Raw genomic sequence first — 15,788 nt, 5'->3', positions numbered from 1 at the left:
CCCCGTTAGTTTGCGATCACCTTGCTGCCCTCGGACAGTTTGTCTGTCGGGTTCAGCACAATTTGATCATTATCTTTGACGCCATTCGTGACAGTTGTCCAGTCGCCGCTTGCGTTCTCTACTGCAACTTCCACTTGGTGCACAACGTTGTTATCTACCGTATAAATGTAATGCTTACTGTCCTTTTCCAGCACGGCTGAGGTAGGCAATTTTGTTCCTGGTGTTGCCTGTCCTTGGAGCATAACCTCTGCTACCATACCTGCGCGCAGCAAGCCGTCCTGATTATTTACCTTCACTTTGATTGGGAATGAACTGCTGTTGGTATCCGAAATCGGAGAGACAAACTCAACGGTACCTTTCAGCACTTTCCCACCCAGACTGCCTACCTTCACATCAACAGTAGAGCCGACCTTCACTTGGTTGATCTGGTTTTCCGGTACGCTTGCTTCTACTTTAACATCTGCCATATTCACTAGCACCAAAAGAGGTGCCCCCGCTGCTGCCATTTCTCCCGGGTCAACCGCACGCTTGGCGACGATACCTGTGATTGGCGCACGAATAATGGTATTGTCATAATTGCTTTTCGCCAGCTCGAGACTGGAACCCAAACGGCTCACTTCTGCTTGCAGAGCCGCTACCGTGTCGGCAGTTGGGCCTGCTTTTGCCAGATCGTATTGGGCTTGCGCCTGTTCAAGACCTGTGCGCGCCTTTTCCAATTCCAGCGAAGATTTCTCCAACTCAGCCTGGGACAATGCGCCTGCATCAAACAGTGCTTTCATCCGATTGTAGTTGCTCTCGACCACCTTCAGGCTGGCTTCTGCCTGCGTGACAATACTTCCAAGCTGCGTCAGTTGCTCATTGCGTGCACCTGCTTTTGTATCTCGCAGTTTTGCCTGAGCGCCTGCAATAGCTGCCTGTGCCTGATTAATCTGCTGCTGATAATCGGCTGCCTCCAGCGTGACCAGAACATCGCCTTGCTTGACGACTGCACCTTCTTTTACATTCACGCTCGCTGCTTTTCCAGATACTTTAGAAACGACTTGGATCTCCTCAGATGCTGCCACCTTACCATTGGCGATGACACCCGTAGAGCCAGAAGTCACCTTCCACGTCTTCACAACAGGGATGTTCTCACTCGTTTGCGTTGCTGAAGATGTCTCGCTACAGCCCGCTGCAATAAGCGAAACGGCTGCCATGACTGCAGCGATTGTTTTCCATTGTGCTGTCTTTTTCATGCTTCATTACATCTCCTTCACGTGCACTTTGATCTCGGCGTTCAATCCGGCCACGAGGTCCAGACCTGCTGTGTCATCTATGGCGATTTTGATCGGGATACGCTGGGTTACCTTGGTGAAGTTCCCACTCGTGTTGGCTGCTGGCATCAAGGAAAATGTAGAATTCGTCGCCTTTCCGATCTCCATCAAATGACCACCCAATTTCTTACCTGGGTAAGCGTCAACCGTAAAATCGACTTTTTGGCCGAGTTTCAAGCGTTCGATCTCAGTTTCTTCCAAATTGGCGGAGATGTACAATTTGCTTTCGTCAATCACGAGAGCTACCGATTGCCCTGTTGAAACAATCTCTCCCTCTTTGGCTTGCGTTTTAATCACCGTACCTGTAATGGGGGAACGCAACACGCTGTTTTCCAGCATTGTCGTTGCTACATTGCTTGTATCTTGCTGCCCTACGATTTGATCCGCTATAACGGTGTCGCCTTCTTTGACAGCGAGTCCGGTCAGTTTGCCTGTCATTTTGGGCATGACCCGATAAATGTCTCCCGCAATCCGGGCATCTTGTGTGGTCACATAATGTGCACCTTGATACCAATAGTAGTAACCGATTCCTCCACCACCTGCCACGAACAGGAGCAAAATGACATACAAAACCAGTTTTCGCTTCATGGTTTCTCCTCAACTTTCTCGTTCTTCTAGTTTCGCAATCAATGTTTCCATCGACTGAATAATGATGTCTAAATCCTCATCGGAAAATCCATGGAAAATACGCTTGTAAAAGTTCTCTGAGAAAAAATCAACCTTTGCGAACAGCTCGGAAATCTTCGGTGTTTTACGAATCCAGACAACACGTCGGTCATTCTCATCACGTACACGTTCTACGAGTTGTTCTCGTTCCAAACGATCAATGATGCCAGAAACGGTACTGTAGGATAAGTCTACGGCTTTGCTTATCTGACCGATCGTTTTGGGATCAGGATGTATTTCTCGAATGACCATTAGCTGCGGGACAGTCACACCATATTGGGACAGTTCTTTTGTGGCCATTGTGCCAAAAGTCTTGTTCAACCGTTTTAACAAGTCCCGAATATGCAGTGATTTATTCATAACGCACTCCTTTCTTAAGTAATATTTCGTGCACGAAATTTATCACATGAAAACTATACGATGTTTTTCTATCCGTGGCAACTATTTCTTTAGGTGAAACTTTAACTAGGCAAGCTTTTGTTAGACGGGGTGTCGTGGTGGGGAGGAAACAGGAGAAAACGCTCAGATTCTAGGGCCACCTGCTGGGGGATTGACTGCCCGGCTCCATGAAAAAAAGCGAAACCCGCGTCCAAAGTCGTCCATTCTGGGGGTGCCTCAGAGGTGGACGCTAAGGGCTTGTTTCTCTTTTTTTCATTGCGCCTCGGGCGGTGTCCCTAAGATCTTCGCTGTTTTCTCCTGTTTCCTCTACGAGCTTTCCATGCTATAACGAGTTTTAAAAATCTTAAAAGAATGTAGAATGTCCTCAGTTACGACAGCGAAGAATATTTCAGACGTAGCGACTTGTGAGTCCTACCGAGCGGAGAAGGGATTCGCGGGCAAAAGAAACGCAACCGTGCCCATACGACGTAGCGACTACCACTTTTGCGTTTCCCCGCGAATCCCTTCGGAGCGGACAGTCCCAGCCCCCAGCGGGACGGAGCCTGGAGCCTAGTCTGGAAATATTCTTCTCCCCACCGCAGCCTCGTACTAAAAGCAAAAAACCGACACCCCTTCTCATCTCTAAGGGATTGTCGGTCCATTTTCATTCAAAATAGATGGAGCATCCGGTGCTTCTTCAGGGGTCGTGCGGCGTACGCTTGGTACATTTCGTGGCTCATGCTCCATTTCTGGAAAAGAGTGAACCGTCACGTACATGCTTCCATTGCTCGCGATCGCACGAATCAAGACGGGATAAGCGTATTTGTTTTGAAACACAAAATCAGGGCCGTACCAGCTCACGGTTGCATCTCGACCTGGAGGTACGTACGCTACGTTTCGACTGTGAGAATAGCGCTGCACAATGTGCAAACCTGCCTGGTCTACCGCATTGAACAACGTAGATGATACTTGGCAGATCCCTCCCCCGATGCCTTCCGACAGCTCTCCTCTGACAATGATAGGCGCCTGCAAATACCCTTTTTCTTTCGTACGCTGGCCCACTACCTTATTAAAAGAAAAAACTTCTCCTGGTAACACCACGTAATTGTTAATCGCCTGCGAGGCGAGCTTGATGTTGTGTACACGATTACGGTTGCCTGCATTAAAATAAGTCGCATATTGTCCGATCCTTTTTTTCCGAACCTGACTCATGAGAGCCTTGTCTACCTTCGGGAATATCTCTTTGTAGCTGACATTCATGCTTGCGGCTCCCGTACCGTAAAAATAATCATAAAAACGTGCGTGAAATGCCAGATCATCTAACCTTCTTCCCTTGGCTTCTGGAACGATGGCCCCGGCGTTATTAATCGTTGCATTGATCGGCTCGATGTATGCTTTTTTCGACAACTCTTCCACCATTCGCGCAAGCTTGCTGTCATCCACTAAAGGAACGCCCTCAAAGGGAAGAGCATAATCAGCCCGATTGAGCATAGCTACTGTCTTGCCCTCGATCTCTACCTGCAAAAAATTAGTTGGGTCGAGGGGATTGATTAACAGTAACAGAGCCATCGTCATAGCAAAACCCATCCGGCTGCTCACCTCCATTCTCCAACAACGATCCTCTTCCGTTCTTGTAGTATGAGCAGTCGAACGGGTTTCATTCTACGACTTGAATACGTTTAGCTCATCTTCGTCAGTCTGCTGACAATTGCTTGCGTAACTGCCCTGAGACGCTGCTGATCCACCGCTTCCTGGTAAGCATTGTTCAACTGGTCGCGCAGCTCCTTGGCAGCGAGAAGATTCGCCGTTGCTTCCTTCACTTTTTGCTTGTATCTGACCTGAATATCCATTAATTCTTCTTCATATACCTCATCTGTGCCAGGTTCAATTGCCCGTTCATACATATCGATAACCTCATCTGTCTCTTTGCTTGGAAAATACTCATGAGGAGCGGTGCTGTCAAAAATAGCGAGGCCCTTCTCAGGAACAATTACCATATCAAGGCTGTGCGGGTCTAGTCCACAGTGGTACACTTCCACGTCAAAGCCACGTGTTTTGGCTTCCTCCACCAACTTTTTCAGCATAGTAGACTTGCCAGAGCCTGGTCTGCCCTTGATAAAGTAGCGCTTCTCCAAATGGTCGGTCAGCTTCATGATATGATCTACGGGCCCCTGCGGCGTCGCTGCCCCCAAATACATACGCCTTACCTTTGCTTTCTTTTCCAGTTGCTCCTCGCCGAAGAACAAGGCTTTTACTTCTTCCGTGACGTTATTTGCTTCTTCTCTGTTGAGGTGCTCAATGTAGGGAGCCTCCCACTCATCGTGGATGCGCAGCGCCTCGCCAAAAGCTTGGTATGCCTCTTCACTCTTCCTAAAAATCTCTTCGTACCAACTGGCAATCTGGTCTTTTTCATCCACCAGCTGATCAATGTTGACCATCGACTGCAAATTGACCTGAATTTCCTTTACACCGGGAGAAGCGGGTCTCCAAATCCGGGGATAGCTTCCATCCATGATCGCCACTTTATACTTTGGAAAAATAACACCATCAAACTGCCCGTTCACAAAAGGCGAATGAATCCACTCCACTTCATCGGTCGCTCTTGCTATTTGATTGCCAATCGCCTCTATGAGCGGTGAAGTAATTCCTTCTACTGTCCCTGTCAAAATATAAACACGCTCCAAGCCTTCCAATACGGAGTCGTAAAACGTCTTGTATCCTCGCGCAGTATTCCCTGCGGCATATATATGGCGGACTTTTGTGGTCATTGCCTTTCCCTCCTGTACTTCATCTAGCTGCCAATGAATCGATGTATTGTATGCACAAAAGGGAGAATAGGCGTCTGTCTACAACCGTGAAAAAACCGCTGCCAGCTAATATTCATAGCTCACAGCGGCTTTTTGTTATTCGGGCATTATTTATTCAAATCCGTCATTTTTCCAGTAGACATATAAATAATCCATTCGCAGATGTTCGTAACATGATCGGCAATCCGTTCCAAATATTGCGCGACCAAGAGCAAATGCGTTCCTTGCGAAATGGCCTGACTGTTTTTCGTCATCAATTCAATCAGATCATGGAAAATCGTGGAGTACAGTTTATCAACAATGTCGTCGCGTGAGGCAATCTCTTCTGCCGCTTCTTTGTTGCGTGCAATATAGGCATTTAAACAATCACGCACCATAGCCTTGACGTGATCAGCCATCATCGGAATATCGATGAGAGGTTTCACGTACGGGTCCGCCATCAAGCGTCGGGTCGTCTTGGCAATGGAAACGGCATGATCACCCATGCGCTCCAAATCCGTCACCAGCTTCAACATTGTTCCCAAGCGTCGCAAGTCACCACCGACTGGCTGCTGTAGCGCAATGAGACGGAAGCAATCGCTCTGTATTTCTTGCTCCAACTCATTGATTACAGGATCGCTTGCGATAACCTGTTCAGCCAGTTGGGCATCCCGCTCAACCAGACTCTTAATCGATTTATGAATGGCTTCTTCCACCAATGTGCCCATCGTCATGAGCTTGCGGTGCAGTACATCCTGCTGTTCTTCAAAAGCATGCCGTGACATTTCCCTCTTCCCCCTTCTTGTGTCTGACATGTCAAATGGTACAAGGCGATTGTATTGTAGAAGTAAAGCTACTATTTTGTTTGTGTAAATCTTTTTGCCGTTGTTTTTTAGGTAAGGGGAAGTGTAACTGTGAAGGTTGTCCCTCTTCCTTCCTTGCTCTCCACACTAATATGCCCGTGCAAATTTTCCACGAGATGCTTCACAATTGCGAGGCCCAAACCTGTTCCACCTGAATCGCGGCTGCGGGCTTTGTCTACACGATAAAACCGCTCAAAGATACGCGTGAGCTCCTTTTCCGGAATGCCGATCCCGGTATCCATGACTTGAATAGTGATGTTTTCGCTATCTGCTTCTGTCTTGATGCTGATTTTTCCACCTTCTTGCGTGTAGGCGATCGCATTCGTCAACAGATTCAGGATGATCTGCTGCAAGCAATCCTTATCGGTCATCAGCCAAATATCTGGCTTCGGTGAAGGAAGCGTGATCGTCAATTGCTTGCGCTGTGCCTGGTCATGCATGATGGCAACAGCTGAACTGATCAAATCCTGCAAGTGAACCTGACTCAGATGCAATGGGATTCGCTTTTGCTCGATTTTGGAGAGATCCAAAATATCGCGTATCATTCGGTAGAGCCGCTCGCTCTCATCTGAGATGATTTGCAGGAAATTGCGACATGTTTCCTCGTCCTGCATCGCGCCTTCAAGCAAGGTCTCCGTAAAGCCCTTGATCGAGGTAATCGGCGTACGTAGCTCATGCGATACGTTTGCTACGAATTCACTGCGCATCTTCTCCAGGCGGCGAATGTCCGTGATGTCATGCAGTACCACGACCACACCCCGCGACTCCCCCTTAAAGTTGATATAGGGAGCAAAATTCACGTCAAGGATTCGTTCCTGCGGGTAATAGATGTGTACCTCTTGACGGAACTTCTCGCTTCTGTCGAGGCACCTGTCGATGTATTGGCTGAGCCCAAAGCTTTTGCCTGCCTCGATATGCAGCTTCCCTACGATCTCATGTCCAGCAGTCCCCAACAGCTTTTCAACGGCTGGATTGACCAGCATGATCCGACGTTGCTCTGAAATGAAGATCACGCCACTCGTCATATTGGTCAGCACCCCTGCCAGACGCTGCTGATTCTCCGAAATTTCGTACATCTGCTGCTCCAGGCTCGATGCCATGAAGTTGATCGCTCCCGCAAGCTGACCGATCTCATCCTTTGCTTTGATTCTCACACGGCTCTCATATTGGCGCTGTGTAATGTTGCGGGCTACCCGGGTGATCTCCTCGATCGGACGAATAATGGAAAAGGAAATGCGGGAAACGACAATCGATCCGACTACCAAAGTAACCAATAAACCAGTGAGTAAGCTGTACCACATTTTGTGGATCGTATCAGTAATATCTTTCATCGACATCGCTGAACGAACAACACCGAATATTTCGTTGTTCAGTTCAACAGGTACTGCAACATACATCATGTCATAGCCGAGCGTCTCACTGAAACGGCGGGAAATCCCTGTTTCTCCTTGTAACGCTGCCTTCATCTCTGGTCGGTCATGGTGGTTTTCCATCTCTTCCGAATGGGAGGAGTTGTCGTACATCACCTGACCATCCTTGTCGATAATGGTGATCCGTACTTCATCTGCTGGCGCTACTTGTTTGACCCGATCCTCTAACGTCGCCTTATCAGAAAAGACGTCCGGGAATCGGACTGCCTGAGCGATGAGCTTCGACTCGCGGGACAATAGCTCATTCAGTGATTGGAGGTAGGAATTCTCAAGCACTTTGGCAAAATACATACCCATCACCAATAGTACGAGAGAGATTAAACCCAAAATAGTCAAAGTGAGTTTGATTCGAAAGCGAGTCAAGGTAAATCCTCCGTTATCCTTCCAGTTTGTATCCTAATCCGCGAACTGTTTTAATGTATTTCGGGTTCTTCGTGTCATCCTCAAGTTTTTCGCGCAAATGGCTGACATGCACGTCCACAATTCGCGAGTCCCCGATGAAATCGTAGTTCCAAACAGCGTTCAACAATTGATCGCGCGTCAGTACACGCCCTTGGTGGCTCGCTAAATAGTTGAGCAGCTCGAATTCCTTTGGCGTCAGCTCGACCTTGACGTCTTTACAGAACACCTCGTACTTCTCCGGGTAGATGCGAATATCCCCGAATTGGAGCAGCACCTCTTGAGGCCCTGTAGTCGCTTCTGGCGTGTTCTGAAACCGCCGCAAAATGGCTTTCACGCGGGCAATTACTTCTCGCGGGCTAAAAGGCTTTGTCAAATAATCATCGGCACCAAGCTCAAGGCCCAAAATCTTGTCGAGCTCATCATCTTTCGCTGTAAGCATCAAGATCGGCGTATTATTGCGTTCTTGGCGCAAGGTTTTGCATACGTCCATCCCATCCATTTTGGGAAGCATCAAATCAAGAATGATAAAATCAGGCTGCTCGCTTTTAACCACTTCCAAGGCCTGTTTACCGTCAAAAGCAGTTACGACCTGAAATCCTGATTTTTCAAGATTAAATTGCAATAGCTTTACAATAGAAGCTTCGTCATCCACTACCAATACTTTGATCATCTGTCTGTTTCCCCCTAGCGTTGCAATGCTTGCGCTCGATTTTCTATCCTACGTCCCCTGAAAAATACTTCTCTCTACAATACTCAGTCTGCCAATGCTGATTGCGGAAAACAAGTAATTTTTTTGTAAAGACATGCTGTTCGTACATAGAACTTAGTTGCTTGGCAATAGTATTCCTCTTTTAGGTAAAGGTACTATATTAAATATGCCTTCAAACTGTAGTGGTCGGGAGAAGCCCTGCCACATGTTTTCCAGTCGCCTGTATCCTCTCTGCGTTCGGGCGGTCTCCTTCCAAACATGTGACAGTGCTTTCGGACAGATGTGGATGTATATATTGCTTTTACAACGTTTTGCAAGTGGGCTCAGTGAAGTTTTCTAGAGTTTAAAATCACATCCCTTTTTCATTAAGCGCTTTTAAAAAAACTGAAAAGCTACGTGGAAGAAGCGAATTTCCAGTCCAAGCGCCTCTGGAGCCCAGCTCAGCTCCGGAATAAATGGCGGGGAATTTCAGCTTCACCTATGAAATCCTCCCTCGAAACTTCTACGCTTGAAGCGCTCCCGCCATTTATTGCGGGGCGTAGGCCGAAGCGTAGACTGGAAATTCGCTTCTTCCACCACCACAGCAACTTTAATAAAAAAGACGCCTTCCCAAAGAAAGGCGTCTTACATGTATTGATCTTATTTCAAAACAGCCATTACGCTGCGTACGGAGTCAGCAGATTTGTCGAGCGCTGCTTTCTCTTCGGCAGTCAGATCCAATTCGATCACTTTCTCAATCCCGTTTGTGCCGAGCAGAGTCGGTACTCCCAGGTAGAGATCGTTGTAGCCGTATTCTCCTTGCAGAAGAGCGATGGATGGCAGAATGCGTTTTTTGTCCTTGATGATGGCTTCAGCCATTTGTACCAAGGAAGCCGCAGGTGCATAGTAAGCGGAACCGTTCCCCAAAAGGTTTACGATCTCGCCGCCGCCCTTGCGGGTACGCTCTACGATCGCATCCAGACGGTCTTTCGGGATTAATTTTTCCAATGGAATACCACCAGCGTAAGAGTAGCGAACCAGAGGAACCATATCATCACCGTGACCACCCAGTACGAAGCCCGTTACGTCTTCTACAGATACGTTCAACTCCATAGCCACGAAGGTACGGAAACGAGCTGTGTCCAGAACGCCGGATTGACCGATTACGCGCTCTTTCGGAAAGCCGGACGTTTTGAAGAAGGTGTACGTCATCGCGTCAACTGGGTTGGACAGTACGAGCACGATAGAGTTAGGTGCATATGTTTTTACTTGCTCTGCAACAGATTTCATAATGCCAGCATTCGTGTTAACCAAGTCATCGCGGGACATGCCAGGCTTGCGGGCAATACCAGCTGTGATGATGACGAGATCAGCATCTTTGATGTCTTCATAGTTCGCAGTACCTGTGATGCTTGCATCAAAGCCTAATACTGGCGCGGATTCCATCATGTCGAGCGCTTTACCTTTTGTTGGGTTTTCCAGTTGCGGAATGTCAACCAATACGATGTCGCCCAGTTCTTTTTGCCCCAAAATGAATGCAGTTGTTGCACCAGTGAAGCCACTACCGATAACAGCGATTTTTTTACGGTTGAATGCCATGAACTATTCCCCTCCAAAAATGTAAGTGTAAAAATTTGTACCCAAATCTATCTTACATGTTTTGAATCAGAGCGTCAGCAAACTCGGAGCATTTCAGTTCTTTTGCGCCTTCCATCAGACGAGCGAAATCGTATGTTACTGTTTTCGCAGAGATGGTTTTTTCCATGGAGTTGATGATCAGATCAGCTGCTTCGTTCCAGCCCAGGTGACGCAGCATCATTTCTCCGGACAGGATCACGGAGGATGGGTTTACTTTGTCCAGACCAGCGTATTTCGGAGCTGTACCATGAGTTGCTTCGAAGATCGCATGACCAGTCAGGTAGTTGATGTTTGCACCTGGAGCGATACCGATACCGCCTACTTGTGCAGCCAATGCATCAGATACATAGTCACCGTTCAGGTTGAGTGTTGCTACTACATCGTACTCAGCTGGACGAGTCAGGATTTGTTGCAGGAACGCGTCAGCGATAACATCTTTTACGATGATTTTGCCAGCTGCTTCTGCTTCTTTTTGTGCTTTATCAGCGTCGCCGCCTTCAGCTTTGATGCGATCGTATTGTGCCCAAGTGAACACTTTGTCGCCGTATTCTGCTTCAGCCAGTGCATAACCCCAGCTTTTGAACGCGCCTTCCGTGAACTTCATGATGTTACCTTTGTGTACGAGGGTAACGGATTTGCGCTTGTTGTCAATTGCATAGTCGATTGCTGCACGAACCAGACGCTCTGTACCATCTTTGGAAACAGGCTTGATACCGATACCAGAAGTTTCTGGGAAGCGGATTTTCTTCACGCCCATTTCGTTTTGCAGGAAGTCGATTACTTTTTTCACTTCTGGAGTACCTTCAGCCCACTCTACGCCAGCGTAGATGTCTTCAGTGTTCTCACGGAAGATTACCATGTCAGTCAATTCAGGATGTTTCACTGGGGATGGAACACCATCGAAGTATTGAACAGGACGTACGCAAGCATACAGATCCAGCTCTTGACGCAGTGCTACGTTGATAGAACGGATACCGCCGCCTACTGGTGTAGTCAAAGGACCTTTGATTGCGATCAGGTATTCACGAACAGCAGTCAGCGTATCTTCTGGCAGCCACTCGCTGTATTGGTTGAAGGATTTTTCACCTGCGAATACTTCGAACCAAGCGATTTTTTTCTCGCCCTTGTAAGCTTTTTCTACAGCTGCATCCAGAACGCGAACAGAAGCTTTCCAAATGTCAGGGCCAGTACCGTCACCCTCGATGAAAGGAATGACTGGATTGTTTGGAACTACCAGTTTACCGTTATCCACAGTAATTTTTTCGCCTACAGTTGGTTGCGTCAGGTTTTTAAACACAAAAAATCCCTCCAGTGTTCTATATATTTAGTGATTATGAATATTTCCAGACGTAGGAGAACTACCACTCACTTGTGGTAGTTCTCAAGCTTGCGCTCAGGAGCGATCAGCCTGGCTGACCACCTGCCCTCCACGCTCGAAAATAGCGAGTTCTTAGCGGCGGTCAATTGGAACGTAGTGTTGGTTGACCGGACCGGTGTAATCCGCGCGAGGACGGATCAGGCGATTATTTTCATACTGTTCCATGATGTGTGCTGTCCAACCGGACATACGGCTGATAGCAAAAATCGGTGTGAACAGGTCCGTTTCGAGGCCGAGTGAAATGTAAACAGATGCGGAGTAGAAGTCAACGTTTGGCTTCAATCCTTTTTCACCGGAAATCATTTCATCGATCTTCACAGACATCTCAAACAGCTCAGGGCGACCGATTTGCGCGGTCAGTGCTTTGGACATTTCTTTCAGCCATTTCGCACGAGGGTCACCATCTTTGTATACACGGTGTCCGAAGCCCATGATTTTTTCCTTATTATCCAGCTTGGTGCGGATGTAGGATTCTACATTAGCCATGCCGCCGATTTCGTTCAGCATTTTCGCTACTGCTTCATTAGCGCCACCATGCAGAGGGCCTTTGAGCGTACCAATTGCAGACACGATACCGGAATAAATATCAGTCAGAGTCGCAACAGATACGCGAGCAGAGAATGTAGATGCATTAAACTCATGGTCAGCATGCAGGATCAGAGCAACGTCAAACGCTTTTACTGCTGTTTCTGTTGGCTCCTGGCCTGTGAGCATGTAGAGGAAGTTTTGTGCAATCGTGAAATCTGCACGTGGAGCTACTGGCTCCAAACCTTTACGCATACGCTCGTAAGCTGCGATCAAGGTAGGAGTTTGTGCCATCAGACGGATCGATTTCCGATAGTTGGCTTCTGGAGACATATCTTGCGCTTCTGTGTCGTAGAGCGCTAACGAAGAGACAGCTGTGCGCAACGCCGCCATTGGGTGTACGCCTTTTGGATAGTGGCGAATGCTTTCCAGCACTTCTTTGGCCACTGCTGCATTTTCACCCAATTGTTTTTTCAAAGCGTCCAGCTGATCACGCTTCGGTAACGCTCCATGCCAGAGCAAGTATACAACCTCTTCAAAAGTTGCATGTTCTGCCAGCTCATCGATGTTGATCCCGCCATAGCAAAGAACCCCATCGACGATCGAACAGATAGATGATTGAGCGGCAACAACGCCTTCAAGTCCACGAGTAGTTGTCATAGAACTCCCTCTCCTTTTCCACTCAAGTAGTAGTGCTTATCTAGTCTTCGCTTGTCCGCCATGACTGATAAACAGCCTGATCAAGTTCAAAATAGACGACTTTTTGAACATCCTATCTATGAAATTGTAAGCAGCGGTTTCTTTCATCCACCACTCTTGACAGGGAATGTATCCACGCAAATCCTCACAAGGTCGTACATGAAAATGACGCTCGTGTAAGGGGAGAGGCGAGAGAAAAGAATCCACTAAGACGACCCAATTATAAAAGATTATTGCGATTTTGTGAATAAGGTTAGCGAAAAAATGTTTCGAAGGGTGAAACGGAGTTTTGTTTTTTCGCGTTCTTGCTCCACCTATGAGGCATGCTGCATAATAGAAACATCAGTATTATGTTCGCACCTTTGCGGCGGAAAGGAGAAATCGTTTGAATCAGGAAAACTGGGTAGAGCGCCTCTTTCAAATCATTCGCTTGTTATGGGTCTGCCTGCTTGTCTATGTAGGGATTTGGGTATTCCAATACGCAACACCTTTACTGTACCCATTTATAATCGCTTTAATCATTGCGCTCATCATCAACAAGCCCGTTACGTTTATGACTAGAAAGTTCCGGATTCCCCGCTGGCTTTCGGTCATTATCGCGCTCTTGGTTTTGATACTGCTCGCTGGCGGAGTGGCCACACTGATCATCACGGAAACGGTCGTGGAAATCGGAGAGCTGGCCAAGCGTTTGCCAGTCGTTGCACAGGAGCTGGCCCATTATTTGCAAACTACAATTTCTCAAGACTTTTTAATGGGACTGTACAATCAGATTCAGTGGTTTTATGCTCAGCTTGATCAAGGATACCAAGAGAAGCTCGCCAGTACGGTAGGCAGTGCAATCTCGACCATCACGAATGTCGGGCAGAACTTGATCGTCAAATTCCTGGATGGATTGAAAAACCTGCTTCTCTCACTCCCTAATATGGCAACAGTTTCCGTTATTTCCATCATGGGTGCCTTCTTTATCTCTAAAGATTTTGCCCTTTGGGAAGCGCGGGCTCGTCGTCTTTTGCCAACTGGGGTAAACAGCCGTCTCGATCAAATTTTCATCGATTTGCGCAATGCCTTGTTCGGATTCGTCAAGGCGCAGTTGACCCTCATCTCCTTAACCGCTGCCATCGTCATCATTGGCCTGTTGGTCATGCGTGTCGAGTACGCGATTACGATTGGCTTGATCACGGGCTTGGTCGATCTCTTGCCTTATCTTGGGACAGGGACCGTCTTTGTTCCTTGGATCATCTACATGTTTTTCAAAGGCAATTACACGATGGTCATCGGCTTATCCATTTTGTACGGGGTCGTCTTGATTTTCCGTCAAATTATCGAACCAAAAGTCGTTGCGGAAAACGTCGGTCTCGACCCGCTCCTCACGCTAGTCGCGCTGTTTGTTGGTCTCCAGCTATTCGGATTCCTGGGCTTGATCATCGGACCTGTTTCACTCGTCATGATCAATGCTTTGGTAAAAGCCAACGTCTTCGTAGATGTATGGGGCTACATCCGTGGGCGGAAAACCTGACCTCATGTAAAAAGAACCGCTTGCGAGCAGCTTGTACGTAGCTCGGAGCGGTTCTTTTTCATAGGGAATATTTGTATTAGCGGCGGAAAAACAATTGAACACGGCCAGACGAGATAAGGTTCCACAGCCAGCGCTTTAATAGATGACGAATAATCATCCGTGTGTACGGAATGAGGAAGACCAACCCAATCACATCCGTGACAAATCCAGGCAATAAGAGCAAAATGCCACCGATCAGGATCAAGACACCATCGATGAGCGAATCTGTAGGCATTTGGCCACGCGACAACTGGTGTTGAACCATGCGGAATACTTGCATCCCCTGCTGCTTTGCAAGCCAAGCACCAAAGATCCCCGTGAGAATGACCAGTACGACTGTATTCCAGCCGCCGATCCATGATCCAATAGTAATAAGCCCCCAAAGCTCTAAACCAAACGCGACGACAAATAGAATGACAAAAAAGCGGAACATGCCTATTCCCCTCCTTTATGCTGGGAGTCCAACCAATCATAGATGTCAGGTACCGCTCGCGACAAGCGAATCGGCTTCAAAGCTGTGTTGGTAAATACATGCATCGTCTCACCTAACACCAACAGCTGTTGGTCAGGCAATCTAACAATCTCGTAAGCAAATGTGAGCCGGACAGGACTGATTTCTTTTACACGTGTCCGTATTTCTACCTCGTCGTCATAGCGGGCGGGCTGTTTGTAAGAGATGTTCGCATCTGTGACAGGCAGAAGTACACCTTTTTCCTCGAGCTCACGATAGGTGATTCCCGCATGGCGAATCAGTTCTGTTCTTCCTACTTCAAACCAGTTCAAGTAATTCGTATGGTAGACCACACCCATTTGATCGGTTTCGCCATAGCGGACACGCAAACGATGGGAATGAATAAACGGAGTCATTTTGGATCGCTCCTTTCTCTATAAAATGATTGTACCATACAAGGACAAGAAAATACGTTGCTGTAGTGGTGGGGAGGAAACAGGAGAAAACGCTCCAGCTTCTAGGGCCACCCCCTGGGGGATTGACTGAACGACTCCATGCAAAAAGCGAAACCGCGTCCAAAGTGGTTCATTCAGGATGTTTCTCAGAGGTGGACGCTTAAGAGCGTGTTTCGCTTTTTGCATTCCGTCTCGGTCGGTGTCCCTAAGATCTTCGCTTATTTCTCCTGTTTCCTCTACGAGCTTTCCGTGTTAGACGTGTTTTAAATGCCTTAAAAGATTGAAGAATCTCATCTGTAACGCTAGAGAAGAATATTTCCAGACGTAGCGACTTGTGGAGTCCAACCGAGCGGAGAAGGGATTCGCGGGCAACAGAAACGCAACCGTGCTCACGCGGCGTAGCGGCTACCACTTTTGCGTTTCCCCGCGAATCCCTTCGGAGCGGACAGTCTCACCCCCCTGCAGGACGGAGCCTGGAGCCTAGACTGGAAATATTCTTCTCTCCCCTACAGCCACATAAAAAAACAGAGGCAGACTGATTTCTCAGTCTGCCTCTTATGA

General features: G+C 47.7%; 15 protein-coding genes. 1 reads left to right on the top strand and 14 read right to left on the bottom strand.

Features of this window, described 5'->3' with window-relative positions; genetic code table 11:
* Positions 1-5: 5 nt before the first annotated feature.
* The 12 genes from ACUUHJ_RS07640 to citZ all read right to left on the bottom strand — a co-directional run bounded on the left by ACUUHJ_RS07640 (position 6) and on the right by citZ (position 12,727).
* Positions 6-1,235 (bottom strand): efflux RND transporter periplasmic adaptor subunit, encoded by a 1,230-nt coding sequence (locus ACUUHJ_RS07640; RefSeq protein ID WP_472298581.1) that lies wholly within the window; start codon positions 1,233-1,235, stop codon positions 6-8.
* A gap of 6 nt (positions 1,236-1,241) precedes the next feature.
* Entirely contained in the window at positions 1,242-1,901 is a 660-nt protein-coding gene (locus ACUUHJ_RS07635; RefSeq protein WP_289676729.1) for an HlyD family secretion protein, read from the bottom strand.
* A gap of 9 nt (positions 1,902-1,910) precedes the next feature.
* Positions 1,911-2,339: a MarR family winged helix-turn-helix transcriptional regulator gene (locus tag ACUUHJ_RS07630; protein WP_012685124.1), complete on the bottom strand. Its 429-nt coding sequence runs from the start codon at positions 2,337-2,339 to the stop codon at positions 1,911-1,913.
* 660 nt (positions 2,340-2,999) lie between these two features.
* The gene (locus ACUUHJ_RS07625; RefSeq protein ID WP_289676727.1) at positions 3,000-3,944 is read right to left on the bottom strand and encodes a VanW family protein; all 945 of its coding nucleotides are present in this window, start codon (positions 3,942-3,944) and stop codon (positions 3,000-3,002) included.
* 92 nt (positions 3,945-4,036) lie between these two features.
* Positions 4,037-5,125 (bottom strand): PRK06851 family protein, encoded by a 1,089-nt coding sequence (locus ACUUHJ_RS07620; protein ID WP_289676726.1) that lies wholly within the window; start codon positions 5,123-5,125, stop codon positions 4,037-4,039.
* A gap of 146 nt (positions 5,126-5,271) precedes the next feature.
* Complete coding sequence (gene phoU / locus ACUUHJ_RS07615) at positions 5,272-5,928, bottom strand: phosphate signaling complex protein PhoU (RefSeq protein ID WP_016738714.1); 657 nt, start codon at positions 5,926-5,928, stop codon at positions 5,272-5,274.
* Positions 5,929-6,035: 107 nt separating this feature from the next.
* The gene (pnpS, locus tag ACUUHJ_RS07610) at positions 6,036-7,799 is read right to left on the bottom strand and encodes a two-component system histidine kinase PnpS (protein WP_289676725.1); all 1,764 of its coding nucleotides are present in this window, start codon (positions 7,797-7,799) and stop codon (positions 6,036-6,038) included.
* Between the two features lie 13 nt (positions 7,800-7,812).
* Positions 7,813-8,508 (bottom strand): response regulator transcription factor, encoded by a 696-nt coding sequence (locus tag ACUUHJ_RS07605; protein WP_064201329.1) that lies wholly within the window; start codon positions 8,506-8,508, stop codon positions 7,813-7,815.
* A gap of 388 nt (positions 8,509-8,896) precedes the next feature.
* A complete protein-coding gene (locus ACUUHJ_RS07600; protein WP_289676724.1) occupies positions 8,897-9,025 on the bottom strand; it encodes a hypothetical protein in 129 nt (42 codons plus the stop codon).
* Positions 9,026-9,186: 161 nt separating this feature from the next.
* Positions 9,187-10,125 carry a malate dehydrogenase gene (gene mdh / locus ACUUHJ_RS07595; RefSeq protein WP_173607445.1) on the bottom strand — a complete coding sequence of 313 codons (939 nt, stop codon included), beginning with the start codon at positions 10,123-10,125 and terminating at the stop codon, positions 9,187-9,189.
* A gap of 52 nt (positions 10,126-10,177) precedes the next feature.
* A complete protein-coding gene (gene icd, locus ACUUHJ_RS07590; protein ID WP_289676723.1) occupies positions 10,178-11,461 on the bottom strand; it encodes an NADP-dependent isocitrate dehydrogenase in 1,284 nt (427 codons plus the stop codon).
* A gap of 153 nt (positions 11,462-11,614) precedes the next feature.
* Positions 11,615-12,727: a citrate synthase gene (citZ, locus tag ACUUHJ_RS07585; RefSeq protein ID WP_289676722.1), complete on the bottom strand. Its 1,113-nt coding sequence runs from the start codon at positions 12,725-12,727 to the stop codon at positions 11,615-11,617.
* A gap of 424 nt (positions 12,728-13,151) precedes the next feature.
* Here citZ and ytvI point away from each other — a divergent pair, with 424 nt between their 5' ends.
* Positions 13,152-14,282 carry a sporulation integral membrane protein YtvI gene (ytvI, locus tag ACUUHJ_RS07580; protein ID WP_472298580.1) on the top strand — a complete coding sequence of 377 codons (1,131 nt, stop codon included), beginning with the start codon at positions 13,152-13,154 and terminating at the stop codon, positions 14,280-14,282.
* Between the two features lie 76 nt (positions 14,283-14,358).
* On the opposite strand, the gene ACUUHJ_RS07575 is transcribed toward ytvI, so the two are convergent.
* Both ACUUHJ_RS07575 and ACUUHJ_RS07570 read right to left on the bottom strand, forming a co-directional pair.
* Positions 14,359-14,754, bottom strand: coding sequence for an FxsA family protein (locus ACUUHJ_RS07575; protein ID WP_472298579.1), 396 nt, complete (start codon positions 14,752-14,754; stop codon positions 14,359-14,361).
* A gap of 2 nt (positions 14,755-14,756) precedes the next feature.
* Positions 14,757-15,188 (bottom strand): acyl-CoA thioesterase, encoded by a 432-nt coding sequence (locus tag ACUUHJ_RS07570; RefSeq protein WP_012685112.1) that lies wholly within the window; start codon positions 15,186-15,188, stop codon positions 14,757-14,759.
* Positions 15,189-15,788 lie beyond the last annotated feature (600 nt).

The sequence above is a fragment of the Brevibacillus schisleri genome, assembly GCF_055685845.1.
This window is presented reverse-complemented; position numbering and strand designations above follow the sequence as displayed.